Source organism: Polyangium spumosum, assembly GCF_009649845.1.
In the GTDB taxonomy this organism is placed as follows: domain Bacteria; phylum Myxococcota_A; class Polyangia; order Polyangiales; family Polyangiaceae; genus Polyangium; species Polyangium spumosum.
Genome location: NZ_WJIE01000004.1, coordinates 834970 through 860279 on the forward strand (window position 1 = coordinate 834970; position 25310 = coordinate 860279).

Genomic DNA, 25310 nt, shown 5'->3' on the forward strand with positions numbered 1-25310 from the left:
GGGGCGCGAGCGAGGGCTCGTGCCCGTCCATCGACCGGAGCCATACCGCAGTTGCGTACTTCGGTGATTTATTTTCGAAGGCCTTCGAGCGATTTCCGGGTTCCCTGGGAAAACCGCTCGTTTGGCTGGAAGAACGAGCCGGTCGGGGGCCGGGCCGGGCCGGTCGGCGCGGCGGAGTCGGCGCGCGCTCGGGACCTTCCGACGGGGACACGCGTCCCGGCTCACGTCCCGCGCCCCGGCCCCCTCGTGGTTTCCTCCCCCCGAGGACTTCTGGTACCCTCCGCGCCCGCATGGACAGCGCCCCTCCGAGCCTCGCGACCCAGATCGCGCGACAGCGCGTCGGGCGCGTGCTCCGCGACAAGTGGCGCCTCGACAGCGTGCTCGGCACGGGCGGCTTCGGCGCGGTCTACGCCGCGACCCACCGGAACGGCAAGCGCGTCGCCATCAAGATCATCCACCCCGAGCTCAACGCGATCGCCGACGCCCGCAGCCGCTTCTTGCGCGAGGCCTACGCCGTCAACGCCGTGAGCCACCCGGGCATGGTCTCCATCCTCGACGACGACGTCGACGAGGACGGCTGCGTCTTCCTCGTCATGGAGCTGCTCGATGGCGAGACGCTCGAGGCCCGCCGCCTCCGGGGCGGCGGCAGCCTCGACTTCGACGACGTCCTCTCCATGGCCGACCCGATCCTCGACGTGCTCGCCGCGGCCCACGAGAAGGGCGTCGTGCACCGCGACCTCAAGCCCGAGAACGTCTTCTTGCTCCGCACGGGCCAGATCAAGCTGCTCGATTTCGGCGTGGCGAAGCTGCGCGAGGCGCCCCGGGGCAAGGCGCTCACGGTGAACGGCATCGTGATCGGCACGCCCGCCTTCATGCCGCCCGAGCAGGCCCGCGGGCAGTGGCAGCTCGTCGACGAGCGCTCCGACCTCTATTCGGTCGGCGCGACCCTGTTCACCCTGCTCACGGGGCAGCTCGTCCACGGCAACGTCACGCCCCAGGAGTCGCTCGTCGCCGCGGTGACGACGCCCGCGCCCTCGCTCGACACCATCTCGCCCGGCGCGCCCCGCGCCCTCGTAGCGCTCCTCGCCCGGGCGCTCGCCTTCGAGCGGCAGGATCGCTTCCAGACCGCGCGCGAGATGCAGGCGGCGGTGCGCGAGGTCTACCACGAGCTCACGGGTGGCCTCGCCTCGACGGCGCCCCACGAGGCGGCCCGCGCGCCCTCCGTGGAGGACGAGCCGACCACGCAACGCGGCGGGGATGACGAGCCGACGGCGGTCCTCTCGCGCATGCCGCAGATCACCCTCTCTCCCCCGTCGCGTGGCGAGCGCCTGGCGTCGATCTTCGACTCGGCGGATTTTGGCGATCGATCCGAGCTCTCGGCGGAGATCGCCAAGGCGACGGCCGAGCTCAACGCCTCGGCGGCGGCGGCGAAGGCGAAGGACTCGGCGGGACCGGAGCCGGACGAGGCCACGATCCCGAACGTGAAGGACGACCCCGCGAAGGCGCCCGAACCAAACGAGGCGCTCGCCGCGGCCCAGGAGGCGCGCGCGTCGCGGACGTGGATCTGGGTGGCCCTCGTGGTGGCGGTGCTGGTGGGGCTGCTCGGGGGGTTTGCCCTCGTGCGGGGCAAGCAGCGGCGGGGAGAGGCCCTCGGAGCGGAACGTTGCTATGCTGCGGCGTGGCTTGGCTCGTCGCCCTGGGGCTCGTCGCCTTCGTCGTGGTCGTGATCGTCTCGGTGGAGCGAACACGACGGCTGCTCGTCGTCGAGGCGGCAGGGGGGCGTATCGCGCGTCTCTCGGGGCGGGCGCCGGCGGAGCTCACCGCGGACATCGAGGATGTCCTTGGTCGTTCCCGTGCGACGGGGACGATCGTGCTTCGGCTTCAGGGGGGACGTGTCGTGGTGCGTGCCGAGAAGGGCATCGACGAGACGACGGCGCAGAGGTTGCGCAACGTCGTCGGGCGGTTCCCCGTCGCGCGGCTGCGCACGGCGCGGCGCGTGCGGCGGGGGGCTCGTTAGGCGCTCACGCCTTCTCGAGGAACTTGCGCACCTGCGACTCGATCGCGCTGCCGGGCACCACGAAGGGCTTGTCCGTGATGTCCACGGCGAACGCCTGGCCCGTGATCGTGTAGATGCCCTTCACCGTGCCGGCCGGCGTCGGGACCGAGAAGTCACCCTTCTTCTCGTCGCCGCCGAACTTGCCGCCGGCCTTCTCGATCGCGCCCTTCGCCTTCGCGATGATCTCCTGCGCGGCGCCGGGGAAATTGACCGAGAAACTGTGCTTTGCCATGTCGTAAACCCCTCTGGTTGTGCGCCGCGCGGAGCCTACTCCCCACGACGGCGGAGCCGACCCTAAACCGTTCGCGTCACGAAATCCAGCCCGAAGCCGCACCCCGACCCATGGAAGTGCTTCAATAACCGCCTCACGCGCTCTTGCGGTCCTGGCTCCGCGCCTTCTCGGCCTCGTAGGTCGCCTCGAGCTTCCCGCCGCCCGAGTCCACGACCGGCCGCTCGTACCAGGGGCGCGTCGCGCGCTCCCGGAGCCTGTAGACGAGCCACGCGCCGACGAGCAGCGGCACGACGCTCCAGGCGAAGACGTGGACCGTGAGGTGCGGCCCGATCGTCGTGCGCTTCTCGAACGGCGCCTCCATGAGCCGTAAGCGCACCGGCTGGCCCTCTTGCATCCAGGCGAAGTCCCCCTCGTCCACGTGGTCCCGGACCAGCACCCCCTCCCGCGGCGACATCCACACCATGTAATGGTCGACGACGCTGTCTTCGGACCTCGTGGTGTAATGGTGGAGCCTCACGATGGGCGCCGTCGTGTCCGTGCCGGCCCAGCGCCGCAGGTGAAAGCCGAGGACGAGGGCGTGGAACACGAACGCGCAGAGCAGGATCCACTTCGCCCACCGGCCGTGGAAGCGCGCGCGCTCGAGGAATCGTTCGCCGAGCGGCTGCGACGAGAGAAGCATTCGCCCGCCGCGCGGAGGCCGCAGCACGAAGCCCTCGCGCCCCGATCGATACCCCGCCGCCGGCGGCGACTCCGGATCCTGCGCGCGCGAGAGCGTCCCCGAGGCGTAGACCCGCTCGCCGGGCGTGAGCTCGGCGTAACGGACGCGGGTCTTGAGATCGACGCGGATGACGCCGTCCATCTCGTCCACGAGGAAGACGTCGTCCCTCGGCTCGACCCGGACACGGTCTCCCGAGCCGAGGCGCAAATAAAAAGGCTCGACGAGGACACGCCGCCCCTTTTCGGTCCACTTGTGCGACCACGAGCCGGAGGTCTCGTGATCCTCGCCCGCCTGATCCACCTCGACGCGCACCGCCGTCTCGGCCCCCTCGGCCCGCTCGACCTCGCCGAAGAGGACCGCCGCGCCGGGCACGAGCGGCTTCGCTCCGTCGAACGAGGCCTCGGCGGACCGCGCCTCGGCCCGCTTCCGGGCGCGCGCGTAGAGGGCCACGCCGAGGAGCGCGAGGAAGCCGAGCGTGCCCACGCCGTCCACGAGCAGCGACGAGATCACGGGCCCGACGTGGTTCTCCGACATGAGGTCCGACATCCCGGCGACTCTACCACAGACGCCTCCTTTGACGCTCGGGGCTGCGCTCGGACGAGCCGAGCTACGCCCCGAACCCCTTGACACAGACCACCCCGGGGAGTTTGCTCCTTCCTCGCCTCCGAGGCGGCCCGAGGGGGGCACGTCGAGGGGCGCGAGTCACGCGCGGAGGGAATCGTCATGGTCTACGTGCCGCCCAACCAAGAGGGCTCCAAGGTCTCGTTCAAGTCCCGCTATGGCAATTACATCGGCGGCGAGTGGGTCGCCCCGGTGAAAGGGGAGTATTTCGAGGACATCTCCCCCGTGAACGGCCGGCCGTTCTGCGAGATCCCGCGCTCCTCGGCGGAGGACATCGACAAGGCGCTCGACGCCGCGCACGCCGCCCGCGCCGCCTGGGGGAAGACCTCGCCGGCCGATCGCGCGAACATCTTGAACAAGATCGCCGACCGCATGGAGCAGAACCTCGAGAAGCTCGCGGTCGCCGAGACGTGGGACAACGGCAAGCCCGTGCGCGAGACGCTCGCCGCCGACCTGCCGCTCGCGATCGACCATTTCCGTTATTTCGCCGGCTGCATTCGTGGCTCCGAGGGCACGATCGGCCAGATCGACGACACCACCGTCGCCTACCATTTCCCCGAGCCGCTCGGCGTCGTCGGCCAGATCATCCCCTGGAACTTCCCGCTGCTCATGGCCGCGTGGAAGCTCGCGCCCGCGCTCGCCGCCGGCAACTGCGTGGTCTTGAAGCCCGCCGAGCAGACGCCGGCCACCATCCTGCTCTGGGCCGAGCTCGTCGGCGACCTCTTGCCGCCGGGCGTCTTGAACATCGTGAACGGCTTCGGCTTCGAGGCCGGCAAGCCGCTCGCGTCGAGCCCGCGTATCGCCAAGATCGCCTTCACCGGCGAGACCACGACGGGCCGGCTCATCATGCAATACGCGTCGGAGAACCTCATCCCCGTCACGCTCGAGCTCGGCGGCAAATCGCCGAACATCTTCTTCGAGGACGTCTTCGCGGCGGACGACGATTTCGCGGACAAGACGCTCGAGGGCTTCGCCATGTTCGCCCTGAACCAGGGCGAGGTCTGCACCTGCCCCTCGCGCGCGCTCGTGAGCGAGAAGATTTACGGCCAGTTCCTCGAGCGGGCCGTCGAGCGGACGAAGAAGATCAAGCAGGGTAACCCGCTCGATCCGACGACGATGATCGGCGCGCAGGCCTCGACCGATCAGCTCGAGAAGATCCTCTCCTACATCGACATCGGCAAGAAAGAGGGCGCGAAGTGCCTGATCGGCGGCGAGCGCGTGCGGCTCGGCGGTGACCTCGACAATGGGTATTACGTCGCGCCCACGATCTTCGAGGGCTCGAACCGGATGCGTGTCTTCCAGGAGGAGATCTTCGGGCCGGTCGTGAGCGTCACGTCCTTCAAGGACGAGGCCGAGGCGCTCTCGATCGCGAACGACACGCTCTACGGCCTCGGCGCCGGCGTGTGGACGCGCGACATCAACACGGCCTACCGCATGGGCCGCGCCATCCAGGCGGGCCGCGTGTGGACGAACTGCTACCACCTCTACCCGGCGCACGCCGCGTTCGGCGGGTACAAGCAGTCGGGCATCGGGCGCGAGACCCACAAGATGATGCTCTCGCATTACCAGCAAACGAAGAACCTGCTCGTCAGCTACAGCCCGAGGGCGCTGGGGTTCTTCTGATGGGAGCCTCGGCCCCCCCGCGCGTCGTGGCCACGGAGGCGGCCAAGGACCTCATCCGCAGGCTGAAGGAGCGCCACGGCCCGCTCATGTTCCATCAATCGGGGGGCTGCTGCGACGGCAGCGCCCCGATGTGTTACCCGCGCGGCGAGTTCAAGATCGGCGAGCGGGACGTCCTGCTCGGCGAGATCGAGGATTGCCCCGTGTACATCGGCGGCGCGCAATTCGAGCTGTGGAAACACACCCAGCTCGTCATCGACGCCGTCCCCGGCCGCGGGGCTGGCTTCTCGATCGAGTCCCCCGAGGGCAAACGTTTCCTCACGCGCTCCAATGTCTTCGGGGGTGACGAGCTCTGCGCGCTCGACGCCGCCGGCGTCAAGCGCGGCCCGCAATAATCAATCGCCCGCGCGCCCGCCCGCCCGCTACATACCCGCCGCGCATCGCGCTGACACCGCCAGCGGCAACGTGAACGAGAAGCTCGTGGTCCGCCCCGGCGTGCTCTCCACGGCGATCTGGCCACCTTGCGCCTCGACGAGCCCCTTCGAGATGTAGAGCCCGAGGCCGAGGCCGGCGATCTTGCCGGCCCTCGCGCCCCGTGTACGGGAGAACCGGTGGAAGAGCTCCTGCTGCTCCTCCTTCGGGATGCCGGGCCCGACATTCGTCACCGTCACCCGCACCGCGTCCCCCGCGCGCTCCACGACGAGCAGGATCTCCGTGCCCGGCGTGCTGTATTTCCCGGCGTTCGACAGGAGATTGCAGAGCACCTGCACGACCCGATCGGGGTCGGCCCAGGCCTTCGGGGCGTCCCGGGGAATGTCGACCCGGCAGCGCGGAGCGACCTCGGGCAACGTCTCGAGGACCTGCTCCACGATCTCGGGCAGGCACACCACCGCGGGCCGGATCGTGAGCTGATTGGCCGCGATACGCGAGACGTCCAGCAGATCGTCGATCATGCGGACCAGCCGATCCGAGGCGATACGAATACGCTCGATGGCCACCCGCGCCTGGTCGCACGGCTCGGCGCGCGACAGCGTCGCCACGCTCAGGCGGATCGCGCTCACCGGCTGCCGCAGGTCGTGGGAGATGACGGCGGCCCACTCCTCGCGCAGCCGCGAGAGCTCCTCCTCGGCGGCCTTCTGCGCGCTGATGTCGCGCTCGATCGCGCAGATGTTCCCGTCGCCGCCGCTCCCGTCCCGGAGGCGGGTGAGGGACAACGAGACGGGGATACGCGCCCCGTCCTTGCGCAAGCGCACCACCTCGACGCCGTGCACCTCCTCGCCTCGGAGCAGCTTCTCGAGCAGCGCCTCACGTGGTGCGCGCTCTTCCGGCGGCACCACGCGCAGGATCGACTGGCCGATCATCTCCGCGGCGCTGTAGCCGAAGATCCGCTCGGCGGCCGGGTTCCACGTGAGGACGGCGCCGTCGAGCGCCTCGACGATCATGGCCTCTCCGGCCGATTCGACGATGGTCGCGAGGCGCGCCTGCGCCCGCCGCGTTTCGTGCTCCTCGGTGATGTCTTGCACGTAGGCGGCGCGGTAAAGGACGTTGCCCGCGCTGTCCTTCACGGCCGTCGCGTCGATGACGACAGGGAACACCGTCCCGTCCTTGCGCACGTGCTCCGACTCCCACCGGTACGCGCCGTACGTGTGGATTCGCTCGAGCTCCTCGGCGAGGCCTTCGCGTCGGCTCGGCGCGAAGACCGCGGCGACGGGCCTCCCGGCGAGCTCCTCGATGGTGCAGCCGTGCATGCGCGCGAAGGCCTCGTTCATGATCGGCGAGAGCGTGCCGTCCGGCATGTCGGCCACGAAGCCGGCGGACGCGTGCTCGAAGAAATGCTTCCAGACGGCGAGCTCCTGCTCCGCCTCCCACCTTCGCGCGTCCGCTTCATTGAGCGCGCGGCCGACGACGAAGATCGCGGCCATGACGACGATCAGGCTCGCGACGACGGCGAGGATGGAAGCCCCGGGGGCCGCGTAGAGCCCCTCGACCTGCCCTATCACGGCGATGAGGCCGATCAGCGGGATGGCGAGCCCTGCCGTGAGCATCAGCCGCCGCGACATCACGCTCCCGACGTGTACGCCCGTCAGGATCGACATGACGCCGTATGCCGGCCGCGCGCCCAGGATCCCCGCGGAGAACAGGAGCAGCCCGATCGCCGAGGGCACCGCCATCTCGATGAGCTCGGGCCGCTCCGACCAGCTCACCAGGTACGGGCTTCCATAAACATGCGCCATCACCCCGCCGATGGACAGCGTGCCCGCCGCGAGCGCGAAGAGCTCGGAGATCGTGAGCCGCGCGCGCGGGCCCACGTCCAGGAACAAGAGGGCCACGCTCCCGAACACGAAGGCGATCGCCGAGGTGAGCGCGCTCCGAGCGGGCATGACCTTCCGGAGGAGCTGATCGACCCCCGCGACCCCGGCGAAGAACTCCGCGGCGACCGCGGCGAGCGCGAGCAGGAGGACGAGCCCGGCGGCGCCCTTCGCGGCCCACCATGCCTTCGTCCTCGGCTCGCGCGAGGCGAGCACGAGCGCCGCCCCGCCGAGGATGAACATACCCGCCGTGCTCGGCGCCATGGCCGGCGTACCCGGGAGGAGCTGCGTCAGAAAGGGGATCCCGGCGAGCCACCCCGTCAGCGCCGCGACGCCGATCAGCAAAACGATGGCCGCGGCGATACGCGAGAACCGTTTGAAGCTCGCGCACAAGCCCGGCTGGACTGTCTCGGCCCGCTCGCCGTGCGCTTGAAATGGCGTGCCCATGGTCCCCCGGGCCGACGGGCGAGGACTCCGTCGGCCCAACCGTTACGGTACGGTCCGCGCCGTGACGCGTCCACCACGCTTCGGGCATCCTGCGGTGAAGGCCGCCTCCCCGGCGCGCGCGGCATATCTCGTGAAGAGGACGGCCAGCCTGTCCGCGTCCGTCTCGAAAGGTTTTCCCGCGTCGAAGAGCGCCTCCACCTCCCTGTCGAGCTCGTCGTGGGCGCGCGCGAGCGCCTCGGGCATGCCCCGCGGATCGTAGAGCTCGCCGAGGCTCTTTCCGGGGAAGCCGCGTCGTGTGTCGAGGACGCCGCGCGCCTTTGCCTCGACGCGGCGCCGCCCCTCGGCGTCCGGCTCGGGGAAGGGGAACGTGCAATAGGTCAGGTGCGGCGCGAGGCTGATGTCGCTCTTCATGCGCCCGGCGACCGCGCGCACCCAGGCCATCCACATGCTCGATTGCAAGATCCCGAAGAGCCACGCGTCGGCGCCCGGGAACGTGATCAGCTTGTTGCCGGCGATCACCTCGGGCTCGAGGAACGCCGCCGGGATCACGCGGCGGTTCTCGGACGAGACCTCCGGCAGCGCGAGGTAACGGACGCGGGGCTGCCGGAGCTGCGTGAACAACCACGGCGTGTCCGCGAGGGCCCGCACCGAAGGCGTCCGCGAGGCGAGGCGCGCGCGCCGGACGGCCTCGATTCGTCTTTGCAAGAGCGGAGAGCTCGCCCTCTCCTCGGGGCTCGCGCCCTCGAGCCACAAGCAAAACCGCGGCTCGTCCCAGAGCAGCTCGGACGCCTGCAGATACCGGCGCACGTACCGCCGGGCGATCGGATCCGCCATCACGGCCGCGTGATCCTCGGGCTCGACCACGAGGTGACCGCCGTCGGTCGGCTGGTTGCCCTTGGTGCCCGGGGGATAACCGGAGCCGAGCGGGGTGTTTCGTTTCCGGGGAATGACGTCCGGCCCGTCGGCGAGGTAGACGTTGATGTTCGTCGCCGGCCGCTCCACCGGCGCGCCCCGCGGATCGGGGGAATCGAAGAGCCGGAGCGGTCCGGCCTTCCGCCGGGAGAACCCGATCACGACCACGTGGACCTTCGCTTTCCCTTTGGAATCACTCGCCCAGGGGAACGAGCGGTGCGCGAAATCGATCCGGTAGCCATACCGCCCGAGGAGCGGGCCGAGGCAACGCGCCTGCTCGCCTTGCGTGAGCGAATTCGTGGCCACGAACGCGAATCGAACGGGGTGGTCCTCCCCGTATGCGACCGCGCGGGCGAAGAAGGCCGCCGCATAATCGAGCCGCCCGGCGTGCAGCCCGCGCGTGTCGAGCCCCTCGAAGGCGAGCCGCCGGTCCTCCTGCTGCTCCGGGCTCATCCAGGCCGTGCCCACGAACGGCGGGTTTCCCAGCACGAACGAAGCGCGCGCCGCGGGCAGCACCTCGTTCCAGTCGATCCGCAATGCATTCCCGACGACGATCCGCGGCGCCCCGCCCTCGGCCCCGGCCTCCGCTTCGAGCGCGAGACGCGCCGCCTCCGCCGCCCGCGGGTCGATCTCGATCCCGCAGACCTGATCGAGCCGCACCCGCCGCGCGAGCGCCGCGCCCCGATCAGACGCCCGGCGCAGGGCCTCGCCCTCGAGCCGGCGGAGCTCGCGGTAGGCCACGACGAGGAAATGGCCCGCGCCACACGAGGGATCGAGCAGGCGCAGGCCCGCCAGCCGCTCGACGAAGGCGCGCAAGGCGTCGACCGAGTCGGCCTGCGCGAGCGTGGCCTCGAGCTCATCGACGAAGAGCGGGCGGATCGTGCGGAGGACAAACGCCTCATTCGTGTAATGGACGCCGAGCCTGCGGCGCTCGGCCGCGCTCATCGTCTCCTCCACGCGCTCGGGCGTCACGGTCACGGCCGGCTGGAGGTTCGCCCGGCCGGCCGCCACCCGTCAAGCGGCGCCACGTGGCGCCGGTGCCCAGGTGGCGCGGCGTGCTCGGGTACGGAGCGCCGCCGGACGACCGGCGGCACGTCGCGCTCGGGAACGAGGCGTCACCTGGCGAGCGGCGGCACGTCGCGCCCGGGAACACGGCGCCGCCTGAGGACCGGCGGCGGGTTGCGCCCGGGAACGAGGCGCCGCCTGGCGAGCGGCGGCGCTTTGCGCCCGGGAACATGGCGCCACCGGACGACCGGCGGCGGGTTGCGCCCTGCGCATCGGCGGCAACTGGCGACCGGCGCCACCTTGCGCCCTGCGCGGGCGCGTGGGCGGGCAGCTTGGCGCCGCCGCTCGCCTCTGCCGCCCCGGGGGGCGTCGTGATAAAAGGCGGCATGCACACCCACGGAGGCTCCACTGCCATCCTCCTCGCGATCGCCTTGGGCGCCGCCGCCTGCACCCCCTCCGAGCGAGAGTTCCCCGCGCTCTGCGACGGGGCGATCCTCTGCGACGACTTCGAATCCTTCGCCGCGGGTGACGCGCCCGGCGGCAAGTGGCGCATCGTCGAGGTCGGCGGCTCCGTCGTCGTCGCCTCGGAGAAGGCCCACAGCGGCTCGCGCGCGGTCAAGGTCACGACGGCGCCGAGCACGATGGAAGACGCCTTCCGGGCCGTGGCGCTCGCCTTCGACGACGCCTCCGTGCTCCCACCCGAGGGCAACGTCCTCTACGGCCGGGCGATGCTCTTCATCGAATCCGTGCCGACCTTCTCCGGGAGCATCGCCCTCGTCTCGGGCAAGGGGCGCGTGCCCGGACAGACCTATTCCTCGATCTATCGGTACGGCTTCGATCAGCCTGTCTACGACGAGGCCACGGGCACGTTCCTCGGCGATAACCTCGCGGCGTTCTACGACACGCCCGAGTATTACGACGACCCGCCCGCCGCGCCGTGGACCTCGTGCTGGGCGCACGCGCAGACGTCGCTCGTGCCCGTGGGGCGCTGGGCTTGCTTCGAATGGAAATTCGACGGCCCGAACGACGCCATGCAGCTCACGGTCGACGGGCTCGTCGTGCCCGGGCTCTCGGTGCAGGGGACCGGCGACGGCTGCTCGAATCCGGAGGCGCCGGCGGCCCCGTGGACGGCGCCTTCGTTCTCCGAGGTGTATCTGGGGTGGGAGGCGTATCTGCCGGACGAGGCGCGCGCCGTGTGGATCGACGACGTCGTGCTCGCCGCGCAGCCGATCGGTTGTCCGGAGTGAACGTTACTTCTTGCCCTTGAAGGTCCAGTCGTACGACACGACGGTCGCTTCGTTCTTCGTGGTGCCCGTGACGTCCATCGAGAGGGCGCCCGCGTCATCGAAGTTCAGCGTCGCCGAGAGGGGCAGCTTGCCCTCCCAGTTGGCCACCTTCACGTCACACGTGTTCGAAACGACGATGATCTTCGGCGTGGAGGCCTTGCCCTTCATCTCGCAGGCCCCGAACTTCACGACGTAGGCGTCGCCGTCCTTCGAGACCGACACGGTCGCGTCCGGCACCTTGCGCGGCGGCGCCTCGTTTTTCGCCACGTCCGCCGTCTGCGCGACGGCGATCTTCACGGTCCCGGACTCCGTGGCCTCGCCCTTGTACGTGCCCGAATGATCCGCGCCACAGCCGGCGGCGCCGAGGGCTCCGAGCGCGAGGAGACCGAAGAGAAACTGATGGTTCATCATGCCTCGTTTCGTGGGGTGCTGGAGATGGCCCCCTACATACTCCAACCTCGCCGCGGGATCATCGTTCTCGGCACGACCCGGTTCTGGTAGGTACACGAGGGTGAGCTTCAAAGAATACGACGACCACGACGCCCTGGGCCTCGCCGCCCTCGTGAAGAAGGGGGAGGTGAGCCCCGCGGAGCTGCTCGAGGAGGCCATCACGCGCGCCGAACGCGTGAACCCCCGGCTCAACGCGATCGTGATCGGCATGAACGTCCTCGCGCGCGAGCGGGCGCGCGGCGAGCTGCCCGAGGGCCCCTTCCGCGGCGTGCCGTTCCTCATGAAGGACATGGGCACGGCCTACGCCGGCGTGCCGCTCCAGGCCGCGAGCCGCCTCTATCGCGGGAACGTGCCTTCACGCCACGCCGAGCTCACCGAGCGGTTCCTGCGCGCCGGGCTCGTGGTCTTCGGCAAGACGAACTCGCCCGAGTTCGGCATCCTGCCGACGACCGAGCCCGAGCTTTATGGCCCCACGCACAACCCCTGGCGCCTCGGGTATTCGCCGGGCGGGTCGAGCGGCGGCGCGGCGGCGTCGGTGGCGGCGGGTATCGTGCCGATGGCGCACGGCGGCGACGGCGGCGGCTCGCTCCGGATCCCGGCCTCGTGTTGTGGCCTCTTCGGCTTCAAGCCCACGCGCGCGCGAAACCCCGTCGGGCCGGACGTCAGCGAGACGTTTTTTGGGTTCGCGGCGGAGCACGTCCTCACGCGCACCGTGCGCGACAGCGCGGCCGCGCTCGACGCGACCGCCGGGCCCGAGTCCACCGCGATGTACCACGCGCCCGCGCCGTACGGAGGGTTCCTGGAGGCGCTCGGCGCGCCGCCGGAGAAACTCAAGATTGCCTTCACCGTCGAGCCGTTCCTCAGCGGGGGCGAGGCGCACCCGGACAACCGGCGCGCGGTCGAGGAGGCGGCGAAGCTGCTCGAGGACCTCGGCCACCACGTGGAGCCGGCGCGGCCGGCGTTCGAGGCCCGCGATTTCGCGAAGGGATTTTTCCTGCATTTCAGCGCGGTCGTGGCGTCCGAGCTTCGCGCGGCGGAGTCGTTCCTCGGCCGGCCGGCGCGGCGCGAGGACGTCGAGCTCGTGACGTGGCTGCTCGGCCTGGTCGGTCGGAGCACGGACGCCGGCACGTTCGTGTATTACCGGCGCAAGCTCTTCGAGGTGCAACGCGCCGTGGCGGGGTTCTTCCAGGACTACGATGTGCTGCTCACGCCGACGATCGGGCGCCCGCCGGTCCCGCACGGCACGCTCGTGGCGAAGGGGCTGGAGGAGGGCGTGCAGGAGCTCGTCGCGCGGCTCGATCGCCCCGAGCTGCTGCGCCTGCCCGGGTTGCTCGACAAGGCCGTGGATCGCGCGTATGCATTCTCGCCGTACACGCCGCTCTTTAATGTGACGGGCCAGCCTTCGGCGAGCGTGCCGCTTCACTGGAACCGGGACGGGTTGCCCATCGGGACGATGCTCACGGCGCGTTTCGGCGAGGACGCGCGCCTCTTCCGGCTCTGCGCGCAGATCGAGGAGGCGCGGTCGTTCCGGGCGCGAAGGGCGCCGGTGCACGCGTCGGCGTCGCCTGGGCTTTCGTGACCTGCGGAGAATCCTGCGAACCACCCTTCAATTCTCCGAGATCGTCTCGTAGTCTGACTCCTTCCCTCTTCCGAAGGAGTCCCTCATGACGAAGCTCGAGCCCCGCTTTGGCGATTCTGCGCGTCCTCTCCGTCTTGGCCTCGCGACGCTCACGCTCCTGGTGCCGCTCGCGAGTTGCCAGGCGGTCGCGCCCGAACCCGACGTCTCCGTCGAGGGCGCCGCCGCGCCGCTGGTCGGGGTGGGCAGGCAGCTCCCCGCGGAGGAAGGGCCCACGCTCACGACGACCGATGGCAAGATCTGCGAGCGGTACGAGTGGCAGCCCTGTTATTACGGCCCCCCGGGCACCGAAGGGGTCGGCATCTGCTCGGGCGGGCACCAGGAATGCAGCTACGACGAGACCTACTGGTACGAATGTGACGACACCCGCCCCGAGGTCGAGTCCTGCGCGAACGACGTCGACGACGACTGTGACGGCGAGGTCAACGAGGGCTGCGTCTGCCAGCCCTGGGAAGAGGAGGCGTGTTGCGTGGGCGACGGCCCGAGCGTCGTCTGTGTCCCCGGCGTTCGGCCCTGCGCGTCGGACGGCTTCTCCTGGGGCGAATGCGTGCCCGCGGGCCGGACGTGCGCCGAGCCGGCGGGCCCGCCCGGCACGTTCAACTGGGACCGGAGCATCGGCATCGACGGCACGACGATCGTCCGTGACGTCGTGACCGACGGGGATTGCGGCGTCTACGTCACGGGGTCCTTCGACGGGACGATCGATCTCGGCGCGGGGCCGGTGACGGCGACGGTGGCCGGCGAGCGCGACAAGTATTTCGCCAAGTACGACGCGGGCGGCCACCATGTCTGGAGCAAGGTTTTCCACTTTCCCACCGGGTCGGTCTCGATGACCGACCTCTCCGTGGACAGCGCGGGCAACGTGCTCGGCGCCGGGAGCTGCTCCGGGTGGTTTGATCTCGGGGCGGGGCCCATGGCGAGCGCCGGGAGCTCCGACAGCTTCGTCGGCAAGTTCGACGCCGATGGCAACCTGATCTGGGGCCACTGTCATGGCGGCGCGGGGGCCGACGGGGCCGTGACGGTATCCCCGATGCCGGGCGGCGATGTCCTGGTCTCGGGCGCCTTCGAGGGCGTGGTCGATTTCGGCGCCGGGCCCATGATCTCGGCCGGAGGCAAGGATCGTTTCGTCCTCCGGCTCGATTCGAACGGCAACCCGCTCTGGAGTGTCTCCTTCGGCAATGAGGTCGGCAACACCGGCCCCTCCAATGCCGCTGTCGTCGACGGCGCGGGCAACATCTACACGGGCGTCAGTTTCACCGGCTCCATCACGGTCGGCGGCGTCACGCACGTGAGCCTGGGCAACACCGATCTGGTCTACATGAAGCTCGATCCGAGCGGCAACGTGCTCTGGTCCCGGCGCGTCGGCGGCACGTCCAGCGACTCCGGGGCCGCGGTCGCGGTCGACGCGGCGGGCAATAACTACTGGAGCGGCTACTTCAATGGCACGATCGATCTGGGCGCCGGGCCGGTCGCCTCCGTCGGCGGCGCCGACATGTACTTGATGAAGCTCGATCCGAACGGCCATCCGCTCTGGAGCCGCGTGTACGGGGCCGACGGCTCGCAGGGAGGCGGCAACCTGGTGATCGACCCGCAGGGGGGGCTGCTCTTCTGGGGCACCTGGCGTCATGCCCCGGATTTCGGCGGCGGGCAGGTCGTCCCGGCGACGACGGACCTTCACCCCTACCTGGTGAAGCTCGACAGTGACGGCAACCATCTCTCGACCCGCGCGTTTGGCGTCGGCTCGATCGCCGGGCTCTCCATGCACCCGAGCGGCAACGTCGTGATGCTCGGCAAGTACCGTACCCCGATCGATTTTGGCGGAGGCGCGCTGCCGCCGCCGCCGCCGTGGACAGACTACGGCTTCGTGGCTTCGATCTCGCCCTGAATCTCGTCAGTTCGGCGCGTAGAGGATCGGATACACGACCGAGGTCTCCTTCGTCGCCGCGGGGAACACGAAGCTCTGGGCGGCCTCGCGCATACACGTCTCCATCGACTGGAGCGAGGCCGCCTCCGCCGTGGCCTTCACGTTCGCGACGTGCCCGTCGGTGTCGACCTTGAAATCGAGCAAGATCCGGCCCGACGCCCCCGGGTTCGCCTGGAGCACCGCCTCGTAACAAGCGCGGAACGCGCCGAAATGGCTGCGCACGACGGCCTGGATCTCCTCCTGCTCGAGTGACGCCGGCACCTCGACGCTCGTGGCCTCGATCGGCAGCTCGCCCATCCCGGCGAGGGTCGTCTCGACGTTGTCGAGCTGGGCGAAGCGCGGCGCCGCGACGAGGATCACGGGCGGCGCGCCCTCGCGTTTCTTCGCGGCCACGAGCCCCTTGCCCTTCTCGAGGCGCGCCTTGATCTCGGCCGAAGGCAGCGGAAGCTCCGCGTCGTACCGCGCGGGGATCTCGCCCCCTTCGAGGTCGTAATAATAAACGACGAGCGAGGACGCGATCTCGGCGCGCGCGCGGAGGATGCCGATCCAGGACGATTCCCGGTTCGTGGTGCTGTCGACGTTCACCTCGCACGCCGGGCAATCCTTCTCCTTTTCGGCGCGTAATGCCCCGGCCACGTTGAACGTGCCGATCCGCTCGCTCGCGTGGGTCTGATCCCCGCCGAACGCGAGGATCCGCACGCGATATCGCCCGCCCGCGTCGGGCGCGAACGACTTCGCGAGCACGCCCGCGAACGTCGAGACCGTCGGCGCGGCGGGGGTGAGGCGGCGCTTCGTGGCCTGCTCGCTGCCCGTGAGCAGCTTGCGCAGCCGCTTCTCCGCCTCGGCCGAGAGCGCCCATTCCCGATCCGCCGCGTGTTTCGTGATGAGGTTCTCCACCGCCGTGATCGCGCCTTCCGTGTCGGCGTTCGCCTCGAGGGCGCGGCTCCACACGAGTATCGCCTCGTCCTGCTCGATCGCGGTCGCGGCAGGGTCCTTTCGCACGAGGTCGATCTCGGCGAGCGCCTTCGCCGGATCCTCGCCGCGGTCGAGCGCGCGCAGGGCCCGCTCGATGCGGAGCGCGACCGACGCCTCGCCGCCCGGCGCCGCCTGAATGGCCGGCGCCTCGTTCTCCTCGGGGCCCTCCCCCGCGCAACCGCCGAACACGAACGTCGAAGCCAGGGACACCAGAACGAGTTGCTTCATCATGAATACATCCTCCGTGGATGGCTGCCATCGCGGCGCCGTCTGGAGACCACTCTAGGGCGCGAACCTGTACGAAATTCCTCCGCCATGTCACCGTTGGGTCACCGGGGCGGGTTTCAGTCCCCCGACACGTTGGCCGCGCGGGTGAAGCGGTATCCCGCGCCGCGGACCGTGACGAGGTGGCGCGGGTTCTTCGGGTCGTCCTCGATCTTCGCGCGGAGGCGGTTGATGAAGTTGTCGACGGTGCGATCGGTGCCGAAATAATCGGCGCCCCAGACCGCGTCGAGGATCCGCTGGCGAGGCAGGAGCGTGCCCTCGTGGCGCAGGAAGTAACGGAGCAGGCGCATCTCGAGCGCGGTCGTCTCCAGCGGCTCTCCGCCGCGGCTCAGCGTATGGGCGCGGAAATCGGCCGTGACCTCGCCGATCTGGATGATCTCGGCCTCCGCCTCGGCGCGGCGCCGTCGCCTGAGCGCCGCGTCGATCCGCGCGCAGAGCTCGGCCACGCCGAAGGGTTTTACAATGTAATCGTCGGCGCCGAGCCGCAGGCCGCGGACCTTGTCGGGCTCCTCGCCCTTGGCCGTGACCATCAGAATGGGGAGCTCCGGGTCCGCCTCGCGGAGCCGCTGGCAGACCTCGAATCCGTTCATCCCGGGGAGCATCACGTCGAGCAGGACGAGGTCGGGTTTCTCCGCGAGCGCAGCCGCGAGGCCGTCCTTGCCGGTGCCCGCGACCTTCACGAAAAACCCCTCCGAGCGCAGGGTCTTCGTCATGGCGAGGCGCAGGCCGAGGTCGTCCTCGACGAGCAGAATGGTCTCCTGCCGCCCCGCGGGGCTCTTCGTGCTCATTGTTTCCTCCCTGGGAAAAACAGAATGAATGCCGCCCCGCGGCCCGGCTCGCTCTCGACGCGTACGCTCCCGCCGTGGGCGCGCATCACGTGCCGGACCAGCGAGAGGCCAAGGCCGCTGCCCTCGGTCTCGCGGCTCAATTTGTCGTCGAGCCGCTCGAAGGGCTCGAAGATCCGTCGCTGATCCCGCCGCCCGATCCCGGGCCCCCGGTCCTCGACACGAATCGTGACGCCGTCGCCTTCACGCCGCACGGAGACGCGATAGGGTGTGCCCTCGGGCGCGTACTTGCGCGCATTGTCGAGCAGGTTGTCGAGGGCGAGGCGGACGAGGCCCGCGTCGACGTGCGCAGGGGCCTCCCGGTCGATGGCGCGCTCGAGCGGAGGCAAGTCGGAGAATCGCTCCTCGAAGGCGCGGGCGGCCTCCTCGGCGACACGCGCGAGGTCGGCCTCGGCGCGCACGGCGGCGAGCCGGCCCTTGGCCATGCGGCCGAGCGAGAGCATTCGCTCGACGGTGTCGCCGAGCCGCTTCGATTCACGCGCGAGGGCCTCGAAGACCTCGTGTTGCTCTTCGGGCTCGACGCGCCCGCCTTCGAGGAGCTCGGCGAGCATTCGTACGGAAGAGACCGGGGTGCGGAGCTCGTGCGAGACGGCGGAGACGAAATCGACCCGGAGCTCGCTCGTGCGCCGCGCCGCGCGCATCCGCGCCCATAACAAGGCGAGCAGGCCGAGGGAGACGACGACCGCGCCGGCGCCGATCGCGGCGAGCACGCGGCGGCTCTGCGCGGCGCGCCGGTCGATCGCGGCTGGATCGGCGGGCACGACGTGCAGGGCGAGGCCAGGCGCGAGGAGGGCGGTGCCCGAGAGCTCGCCCATGGCGGCGAGGGTCGGGGCGAAATGGGCGCGCTCGCCTGCACGCGCACCCGGGAGACCGGCGTCGAAGGCAGCGGCGAGGGAGTCGGCGTGCACGAAGAGGCCCGCGAGCCTCCCGTCGTCGAGCGCGCGAAGGACGAACATGGCGCCCGGCGCGCGGAATTGCAGCATCCCGGCGCGATCGGGCCCGCCGCGCAGCGCCGCCGCGGCCTGCTCGCTGCGCAACGCTTCGAGGATCTTTCCCCGCGCGGTCGGGGCACCACGTAATGCGAGGAGGGCGCGGGCGCGAAAATTCTCGCCGAGCGCGGGCGCCGCCGAGACCTCCTCGCGTGTCGCCTCCCGCTCCCCGGGCGAGAGCGAGCTCGCGTGCGCCTCGATCCAGGCGACGAGGCCCGGCGCCTCGGCCTCCGAAAGACCGGCGAGCGCGACGACAGGATAGAGGAAGCGCCCGCCAGGGCCCCGCGCTTCGGGACATGCCGTGAGGAGCTCCTTGCGGGTGGCCTCGCGTGTATCCGCGTTTTTCGTGCCCGTGAACGTGACGGCGAGCTCGTCGCAAGGGTCGCTCGGGGCCGTCGTCGCGGCGTTCGGGGGAGGCGGGGCCGGCAGGACGAGGGCGCGGTCGCGATCGAGCAGGAGCGGGACCGCGAAGGGCGGGGCGAGGCCTGCGAGGGCCTCTTCGGCCTCACGCAGCTCGGCGCCAAGGCGCGCGGCGGCGAGGGCCTCACCGGCCGCGGCGAGGGATCGCTCGACGTGGACGCGGAGCCGCTCGGCGCTGAAGGCGAGGGCGCTCCGGGCCTCGCGCCGCTGCGCCGCCTCCTCGCCCTCCATCGCGCGCAGGCCGAGGACGGACACCGCGATCGAAGGCAGGATCGCGAGCGTCGCGAAGAGGAGGAGATCCCGCAGCCGAGAGGCGCGTTCCGTCAGCACGTGGGGGAGCTTCGCACGGGAATGTCACGGCCGTGTCACGGCGCGAAAGATCAAGCGCCGCGCCGAGGGAAAATCCTCCCCGATCGCGCCGCGGCGGGCGGCAATGGCCTCGGCGAAGAGGCCCGCGCCGACGAGCGCCTCCACGTCCGCGAGCGTGGCGCCCTCCGTGGGCGAGAGCGGCATGAAGTACGGCTTTTCCCCGGTACGCACGCCCGCCTCGGCGCGCTCGATCACGTGGCGCAAGAGGGCGAGGGCGTCCTCGGGCAGGCGACCGCGCCTCTCGATTTTCGAGAATGCCTCGGTCCAATCGAGATCGGACGAGCCGCGGAGCTTGTCGAAGGTCAATTCATAGGCAGCGGCGAGATCCGGACTCCACCCGACGGCGTCGAGCGCGGCCTCGAGCACGTCCTGATCCGAGTCGCCGCGGATCAGCATGATCTCGGCCTGGGCGAGGCGCAGTCGTCCCTTGATCGCCGGGTCTTCCACGGCGATGGCCACGGCGCGGAGGGTGGAGGCGTCGGCGTCCGCGGCCGTCTCCTCCTCGTTCATCACCCGCGCGGCCCAGGCGAGGAGCTCTGCGGGGAGGTCGGGGTTTTCGGCGAGGGCCGATTGCGCGACCTCTTCCTCGTCGAGGCTGTCGTCATCGCGGAGTCGATCGAGCAGGGATTGGGCGTCCATCGTGGGGGACACCCTACGCGGGATCGTGGAGAAGTTGCACGGGGCTTGTGCCGCGTGCGTCGCTTCGGTAGGGTCTCGCCCATGCCCTCGGCCGACGAGATCCCTGCCTGGCTCAAGCTGCGACGCCGCCTGATGGCGCTCCAGGAGGGGGTGGGGGGCACGCACGCCGTGGTCTGCGCGCTCTCGGGGGGCGTGCTCTGTTATGGCCAGCCGAGGCGGCCGCTGCCGGAGTCGGCCGCGCCGGAGAGCCTCGCCACGTCGCAGGGTCCGGAGGCGCTCGCGCGGGAGCAGAAGCAGCTCGGCGGGTTGCTCGAGCGCGTGCTCCGGGCGCGCCCGCCGGGGAAAGACAGGCCGGGGACGAGCTTCACGGTGGCGCTCGCCGACGAGGAGCCATTTGCCTTCGCGCAATCGTTCGCGGGCAAGTACGTGCTGCTCGTCTCGTTCAACGGCCCGTTCACGCCCTTCCCGGTCGTCGCGAAGGTGCGCGGCGCGTTGCCGGCGATCGAGGCGCTGACGTTGAAGTTGCCGCCGACGGATGGGCCGGGCCGAGGGGTGATGGTTTGGCGGGAGGGGTGAGGGGGCGGGAGCGTCAATCCGTGGGCGTCAAGGTGCCGCCGCGGGCGCGCAGGTCGAGCAGGGCCGGGACGGTCTTGTTCGCGAGCTCCGCGGCTTGCTCGGCGTCCGCGCCGTAGATTCGCTTGGTGCAGGGCTCGTCGAAGCCGGCGATGTCGATCACGGCGGCGTACATGTCTCCCTGCGGCTCCGGGGGGCTGATGGTGACGGTGATGGTTCGGGCGGGGCCGCCTTCAGGGGGGAGCCATTGGAGCTCCTGGGTATGCATCGTCGCGCTCATTTCTTCCTGGGGCTGCTTGGTATCACAGAGGACTCGCTGGTCGCGACAACACGCACCGCATACGGTACTTGCGTCTCGCTCGAAGCAGCCCCTGTAGCCATTGTCCCACGGCTCGTTGCAATCTTCAAGGAGTGGAGGTTTTCGATCATCGAAGCGCCTCGGCTTTTCGCGCGGACGGCGAGCTGCAGCGAACGCGAGAATGAACGTCGCGGACACGCACGCGAAGGCCGGCCCAGAGGCGTTTTTCGAAGTCGGTCGGGAGGGGCATCGGGCGGGGTTGTACCGCGGGCGGGGGGAGGGATGTCGAGCGCATTTGCGCGAAGGGCGGGGTGGCTCGCGCGAAGGGCGGAGTCGCTCGCGCGAAGGGCGGAGTCGCTCGCGCGAAGGGCGGGATGGCTCGCGCCGAGGGCGGGGTGGCTCGCGCCGAGGGCGGGGTGGCTCGCGCCGAGGGCGGGGTGGCTCGCGCGAAGGGCGGAGTCGCTCGCGCCGAGGGCGGGATGGCTCGCGCGAAGGGCGGGATGGCTCGCGCGAAGGGCGGAGTCGCTCGCGCCGAGGGCGGGATGGCTCGCGCGAAGGGCACCGTGGCTCGCGCGAAGGGCACCGTGGCTCGCGCGAAGGGCACCGTGGCTCGCGCGAAGGGCACCGTGGCTCGCATCCACCTCACGCGCCGATGTCTTCCATCTGCCATGGGTTGTGGAGTACGCTTGGCGTGAAGGAGGGGGGCGGGATGACTTCGCGTGTTCGCTTGTTTGGATGATTGCGAGACCGCTGGGGCGCCATGAAAAACGAAGCAGCTTTCACGCTGATGCTCCTCGCCTGCGGCGGCGGCGTGCTCCTCGGGCGCGCGTTGCCGCGTGATCCGTCCCGGGACGCGGGGGCTACCCCGGGCAGGGCGCCGACCGTCACTTTCACGCCCAGCAGGCAGCCGAGTTGCGGCGCCGACCGCGCCGAGCTCGAAAAGACGCAGGCCGAGCTCGCCCGTTGTGTGGCGTCGACGTTTCGCGCTCCCCCGGTCGAGCCCTCCGCGGAACCCGTAGCGGAACCCGCGGAGGAGCCCGACGAGGATACGCCCGAAGAGTACGCCGCGAGGGATGCCGCGCGGATGCGCAGGAATGTCGAGGTCTTGAAGACGCACAAGGAGGTCATCTTCGTGCGGCGCTCGGACCACTCGCTCTGGTTCTATCCGCCGGATCAGCAGATCGATGATGGCCTCATCGTCGCCCGCAGGCTGCCGAGCGGAGAGATCGGCTGGTACGACCCCGACGCCGGCCCTCGAACGGACCCCTCCGCGTTCAAGCCGGCCCCGCCAGGCTCAACCCACGCCATGCCCGAGATCGAGACGGGCCCCGATGGGTTGATCCGGGTCAACGGAGCGATCGCCGATCCCGCGGTGCAAAAGATGTTTGGCGGGGCGCGCTAGCGCTTGGTTCTTTGGGGCGCCGCCCCGGACCCCGGCAGGGGGTGGCACGGCCCGGCCGCGGCGCGTTGTCATGGCGAAACCTCCTGGCGTTGACGCCAATCGAGACATCTGGTCGCCTCTTCGTCGTGCCGCTCCAGCGCAACCGAACCGTCCTCTCCGTGGGGCTCCTCCTCTGCGCGACCGCGGCGCTGGTACCGCTCGGCTGCGCGGCCAGGATCCGCCACCGCGCGGACGACCGCCCGCGTGTCCCCGCCGCCACCGCGGAGCGCCTGCGGGCGTGTGTCGACGAGCTCGGTGGCGAGCTCGAGCGCGGGTACTACACATTCGACGCGACGGTGAAGATCGACGAAGAGGGCCGCGTGGTGGATGTGAAGGGCAGAGGCGTGCCGCATCCGGAGCTCGCGATATGTTTGCGGATCGCGCTGCGAGGCATGACGGTCACGGACGAGCTCCTCCGGCTGCGCGAGCTGCGCGTGCCTGAATCGGCCGCGCCAGCGAACGGGCAGGCGCCGGACGAGCGTCGGCTGGTCGGCAACCCAGCGGTGGCGGTGGCCGTGGTCGTCGTGCTCGCCGACCTCTTCATCGAAGTGGGCACGACCGTCGTCGTGCTGGCCGCTGCGGTGGAGATGACCGGGGAGATCGCGGAGACGGTTCGGAAGAAGAAGGACCCGTGCCAAGAGCCTCTGAACGACTGCCTCGATTCGGCTCGACAAAGCAGAGACGGGGGTAGGTGGAAACATTCAATATGCGTGGCATGTCATGAGCAGTGTAAGGGGAACGGTAAATGGCCCGACAGAGTCATGATGTCCAAATGGGAGAGCTGTAAATGAGGGACAACTTGGGAGCGCGCCGAGAGATGGAGGGGGACGAGCTAGCTTTCTGCAACGCCGCCGGCCGCCTCTTGGTCAAGTCTATGGATGAGGAACGAAGCTTCGCCGAGTCCGTGGACGACTTCCGCCGGCTGGAAGCGGAGTTCGTGGCCCGCGCAGGCGACGATGAATGGGACGTGCGCGAGACGAGGCGACGCATCGCCGAGATCATCCTCACGGTCGCGCAATCGAAGCGCCCTCCCTTCGAGGTTTGCCGCCAGGTCTGGAACGATTTGGTTCGCCTCGGCTTCTCGGGCAGGGACCGAGAATACGTGATGACCTGGTTCTATGCGGATTGCTGTCGGTACGACGAGAACCCCGAGGAGGGGCTCGCCGTGCTCGAGCCGCTCGTCGCCGAGCTCGAGCGAGGGCTCGAAGAAGCGAGGGCGACGCAGAGCGACACGGATTTTTACGAATACCACCTCGAATCTCTGGTGAAAATCCGTGACGAGCTTCTGGCCCAGCAAAGGGGCGAACCAATCCCGGGGAAGAGCACGCGGCGGCTCGACGAGGCGCCCGGTCCGACCCCGGAGGACTCCGGCGGGGCGCCCTAGCCTTGGTCCTGGGCGGAGCACGGGTCTCTTCTTTGGGGCGCCGCCCCGGACCCCGGCAGGGGGTGGCACGGCCCGGCCGCGGCGCGTTGTCATGGCGAAACCTCCTGGCGTTGACGCCAATCGAGACATCTGGTCGCCTCTTCGTCGTGCCGCTCCAGCGCAACCGAACCGTCCTCTCCGTGGGGCTCCTCCTCTGCGCGACCGCGGCGCTGGTACCGCTCGGCTGCGCGGCCAGGATCCGCCACCGCGCGGACGACCGCCCGCGTGTCCCCGCCGCCACCGCGGAGCGCCTGCGGGCGTGTGTCGACGAGCTCGGTGGCGAGCTCGAGCGCGGGTACTACACATTCGACGCGACGGTGAAGATCGACGAAGAGGGCCGCGTGGTGGATGTGAAGGGCAGAGGCGTGCCGCATCCGGAGCTCGCGATATGTTTGCGGATCGCGCTGCGAGGCATGACGGTCACGGACGAGCTCCTCCGGCTGCGCGAGCTGCGCGTGCCTGAATCGGCCGCGCCAGCGAACGGGCAGGCGCCGGACGAGCGTCGGCTGGTCGGCAACCCAGCGGTGGCGGTGGCCGTGGTCGTCGTGCTCGCCGACCTCTTCATCGAAGTGGGCACGACCGTCGTCGTGCTGGCCGCCGCGGTGGAGATGACCGGGGAGATCGCGGAGACGGTTCGGAAGGAGGATGAAGTTCCGAAGACATGCAGCGACCACCTGGGCGCTTGCCTGGAGAAGCATCCCGCGAACAAGCGCGGGGAACATCACAAGGCGTCGGTATGCCACGCCTGCTGGAAGAAGTGCTCGAAGGACGACGGATGGCCTGACGAGGTCCCGCTATTCGGCCGCGGCCGCGTATCCTGTAAGTATGATTGAAAAATGGAGCGTCGACACGAACATGACCACGGAGAAGGAAATCGACCCGTTCGGCGGAGAGCTCACGACAGCCAATGTCACGCTCCTGGTCAAATCGCTGGAGCGGCACCGCACGTTCGCCGAGGCCGTCGACGACCACCGTCGGCTGGAGGCCGAGTTCGTGGCGCGCGCGGGTGACGATGAATTTGCTGTTCTTCAGACCAGGCGGTGCATCGCTGAAACCATCCTATCGATTGCGCGTGAAAAGCATCCGCCCTTCGAGGTTTGTCGCGAGGCCTGGAGCGAGGTACTGCGCCTCGGCTTCACGGACCTCGGTGACAGGTGCAATGCAAGCAGGTTTTTCGCCGATTGCTGCGCGTACGACGAGAACCCCGAGGAGGGGCTCGCCGTGCTCGACCCACTCGTCGCCGATCTCGAGCGCGGGCTCGAGGAAGCGAGGGCGACGCAGAACTCCACGGAGTTCTACGAATATGAGCTCGAATCTCTGCTGAAACTCCGTGATGTTCTTCGGGCTCAACGAAGGGGCGAACCAATCCAGGGGAAGAGCACGCGGCGGCTCGACGAGGCGCCCTAGCCTTGGTCCCGGACGAACCGCCGGTTTTACCCAGGGCACGCGGGCAAACGTTCGTCTTGACCGCCCGGCGGGAGCGGGGGTAGGGTTGCACGCATGAAGCACCTCCTCCTCGCAAGCACGGTCCTCCTCGCAGGTTCGGTCTCGTCCTCGGTCGCTCGGGCCGACGACAACGCCAAGGTGGACGCCGCTCCGACCGAGCCTCCCAAGATCCCTTTCGCCTCCTACGACTCGGCACGCGCGGTGCGTGCCCTGCACGTCGAGACGCGCAAGATCCTCAAGGAGGCCCAGGCCCTCGAGAAGGCCGGCAAGATGGACGAGGCCCTGGAGAAGTATCGGGACGCCTGGCGAGATGCGCCCTATGTCGAGATGCAAGCGGAGCTGGGGCTCGCGGAGGCGCGGGCCGGGCACATGCTGCCGTGCGCTCGGAATC

General features: G+C 69.9%; 24 protein-coding genes. 14 read left to right on the forward strand and 10 right to left on the reverse strand.

Annotation, left to right across the window (positions count from 1 at the left end; genetic code table 11):
- The first annotated feature begins 290 nt into the window (after positions 1 to 290).
- Both GF068_RS17280 and GF068_RS17285 read left to right on the forward strand, forming a co-directional pair.
- Positions 291 to 1727, forward strand: a complete 1437-nt coding sequence (locus GF068_RS17280) for a serine/threonine-protein kinase (RefSeq protein ID WP_153820457.1) — start codon at positions 291 to 293, stop codon at positions 1725 to 1727.
- The gene (locus GF068_RS17285) at positions 1679 to 2017 is read left to right on the forward strand and encodes a DUF3634 family protein (protein WP_170319530.1); all 339 of its coding nucleotides are present in this window, start codon (positions 1679 to 1681) and stop codon (positions 2015 to 2017) included. Before GF068_RS17280 ends, GF068_RS17285 begins: the two co-directional genes overlap by 49 nt.
- A gap of 4 nt (positions 2018 to 2021) precedes the next feature.
- Here the strand turns inward: GF068_RS17285 and GF068_RS17290 are convergent, their stop codons facing one another.
- Positions 2022 to 2288, reverse strand: a complete 267-nt coding sequence (locus tag GF068_RS17290; RefSeq protein WP_153820459.1) for a hypothetical protein — start codon at positions 2286 to 2288, stop codon at positions 2022 to 2024.
- 133 nt (positions 2289 to 2421) lie between these two features.
- Positions 2422 to 3552: a hypothetical protein gene (locus tag GF068_RS17295; protein ID WP_153820460.1), complete on the reverse strand. Its 1131-nt coding sequence runs from the start codon at positions 3550 to 3552 to the stop codon at positions 2422 to 2424.
- Positions 3553 to 3729: 177 nt separating this feature from the next.
- Between GF068_RS17295 and adh the strand changes: the two genes are divergently transcribed.
- Both adh and GF068_RS17305 read left to right on the forward strand, forming a co-directional pair.
- A complete protein-coding gene (adh, locus tag GF068_RS17300) occupies positions 3730 to 5250 on the forward strand; it encodes an aldehyde dehydrogenase (RefSeq protein ID WP_153820461.1) in 1521 nt (506 codons plus the stop codon).
- Positions 5250 to 5642 carry a DUF779 domain-containing protein gene (locus GF068_RS17305; RefSeq protein WP_153820462.1) on the forward strand — a complete coding sequence of 131 codons (393 nt, stop codon included), beginning with the start codon at positions 5250 to 5252 and terminating at the stop codon, positions 5640 to 5642. The genes adh and GF068_RS17305 overlap by 1 nt, the downstream gene beginning before the upstream one ends.
- Before the next feature lie 27 nt (positions 5643 to 5669).
- Here GF068_RS17305 and GF068_RS17310 read toward each other — a convergent pair whose 3' ends face one another.
- Together GF068_RS17310 and GF068_RS17315 are read right to left on the reverse strand one after the other, a co-directional pair.
- Complete coding sequence (locus GF068_RS17310; protein ID WP_153820463.1) at positions 5670 to 8003, reverse strand: sensor histidine kinase; 2334 nt, start codon at positions 8001 to 8003, stop codon at positions 5670 to 5672.
- Positions 8004 to 8045: 42 nt separating this feature from the next.
- Complete coding sequence (locus tag GF068_RS17315; protein WP_153820464.1) at positions 8046 to 9926, reverse strand: DNA methyltransferase; 1881 nt, start codon at positions 9924 to 9926, stop codon at positions 8046 to 8048.
- 380 nt (positions 9927 to 10306) lie between these two features.
- Here GF068_RS17315 and GF068_RS17320 point away from each other — a divergent pair, with 380 nt between their 5' ends.
- A complete protein-coding gene (locus GF068_RS17320) occupies positions 10307 to 11167 on the forward strand; it encodes a hypothetical protein (protein WP_153820465.1) in 861 nt (286 codons plus the stop codon).
- Positions 11168 to 11170: 3 nt separating this feature from the next.
- Here GF068_RS17320 and GF068_RS17325 read toward each other — a convergent pair whose 3' ends face one another.
- Complete coding sequence (locus tag GF068_RS17325; protein WP_153820466.1) at positions 11171 to 11617, reverse strand: hypothetical protein; 447 nt, start codon at positions 11615 to 11617, stop codon at positions 11171 to 11173.
- A 100-nt stretch (positions 11618 to 11717) separates the two neighbouring features.
- Between GF068_RS17325 and GF068_RS17330 the strand changes: the two genes are divergently transcribed.
- A complete protein-coding gene (locus GF068_RS17330) occupies positions 11718 to 13235 on the forward strand; it encodes an amidase (protein WP_338046432.1) in 1518 nt (505 codons plus the stop codon).
- A gap of 85 nt (positions 13236 to 13320) precedes the next feature.
- The gene (locus tag GF068_RS17335; protein WP_153820468.1) at positions 13321 to 15177 is read left to right on the forward strand and encodes a hypothetical protein; all 1857 of its coding nucleotides are present in this window, start codon (positions 13321 to 13323) and stop codon (positions 15175 to 15177) included.
- Positions 15178 to 15183: 6 nt separating this feature from the next.
- On the opposite strand, the gene GF068_RS17340 is transcribed toward GF068_RS17335, so the two are convergent.
- The 4 genes from GF068_RS17340 to GF068_RS17355 all read right to left on the reverse strand — a co-directional run bounded on the left by GF068_RS17340 (position 15184) and on the right by GF068_RS17355 (position 19738).
- Positions 15184 to 16422 (reverse strand): AgmX/PglI C-terminal domain-containing protein, encoded by a 1239-nt coding sequence (locus GF068_RS17340; RefSeq protein WP_153820469.1) that lies wholly within the window; start codon positions 16420 to 16422, stop codon positions 15184 to 15186.
- Positions 16423 to 16535: 113 nt separating this feature from the next.
- The gene (locus GF068_RS17345) at positions 16536 to 17264 is read right to left on the reverse strand and encodes a response regulator transcription factor (RefSeq protein ID WP_153820470.1); all 729 of its coding nucleotides are present in this window, start codon (positions 17262 to 17264) and stop codon (positions 16536 to 16538) included.
- A complete protein-coding gene (locus tag GF068_RS17350) occupies positions 17261 to 19060 on the reverse strand; it encodes an ATP-binding protein (RefSeq protein ID WP_153820471.1) in 1800 nt (599 codons plus the stop codon). Before GF068_RS17350 ends, GF068_RS17345 begins: the two co-directional genes overlap by 4 nt.
- 24 nt (positions 19061 to 19084) lie before the next feature.
- Positions 19085 to 19738 carry a hypothetical protein gene (locus tag GF068_RS17355; protein ID WP_153820472.1) on the reverse strand — a complete coding sequence of 218 codons (654 nt, stop codon included), beginning with the start codon at positions 19736 to 19738 and terminating at the stop codon, positions 19085 to 19087.
- Between the two features lie 81 nt (positions 19739 to 19819).
- Here GF068_RS17355 and GF068_RS17360 point away from each other — a divergent pair, with 81 nt between their 5' ends.
- Positions 19820 to 20314, forward strand: coding sequence for a hypothetical protein (locus GF068_RS17360; RefSeq protein WP_153820473.1), 495 nt, complete (start codon positions 19820 to 19822; stop codon positions 20312 to 20314).
- Positions 20315 to 20327: 13 nt separating this feature from the next.
- On the opposite strand, the gene GF068_RS17365 is transcribed toward GF068_RS17360, so the two are convergent.
- The gene (locus GF068_RS17365) at positions 20328 to 20591 is read right to left on the reverse strand and encodes a DUF6968 family protein (protein ID WP_153820474.1); all 264 of its coding nucleotides are present in this window, start codon (positions 20589 to 20591) and stop codon (positions 20328 to 20330) included.
- Between the two features lie 778 nt (positions 20592 to 21369).
- Between GF068_RS17365 and GF068_RS17370 the strand changes: the two genes are divergently transcribed.
- From GF068_RS17370 to GF068_RS17395, 6 genes are all read left to right on the forward strand, one after another.
- Complete coding sequence (locus tag GF068_RS17370) at positions 21370 to 22011, forward strand: hypothetical protein (protein ID WP_153820475.1); 642 nt, start codon at positions 21370 to 21372, stop codon at positions 22009 to 22011.
- Positions 22012 to 22022: 11 nt separating this feature from the next.
- Entirely contained in the window at positions 22023 to 22841 is an 819-nt protein-coding gene (locus GF068_RS17375) for a hypothetical protein (protein WP_153820476.1), read from the forward strand.
- Positions 22842 to 22924: 83 nt separating this feature from the next.
- Entirely contained in the window at positions 22925 to 23434 is a 510-nt protein-coding gene (locus GF068_RS17380; protein WP_153820477.1) for a hypothetical protein, read from the forward strand.
- A gap of 146 nt (positions 23435 to 23580) precedes the next feature.
- A complete protein-coding gene (locus GF068_RS17385) occupies positions 23581 to 24306 on the forward strand; it encodes a hypothetical protein (protein WP_153820478.1) in 726 nt (241 codons plus the stop codon).
- Entirely contained in the window at positions 24299 to 24880 is a 582-nt protein-coding gene (locus GF068_RS17390; RefSeq protein ID WP_153820479.1) for a hypothetical protein, read from the forward strand. Before GF068_RS17385 ends, GF068_RS17390 begins: the two co-directional genes overlap by 8 nt.
- 93 nt (positions 24881 to 24973) lie before the next feature.
- Positions 24974 to 25310 (forward strand): hypothetical protein (locus tag GF068_RS17395; RefSeq protein WP_153820480.1); only part of this gene is annotated, 337 nt, incomplete at its 3' end.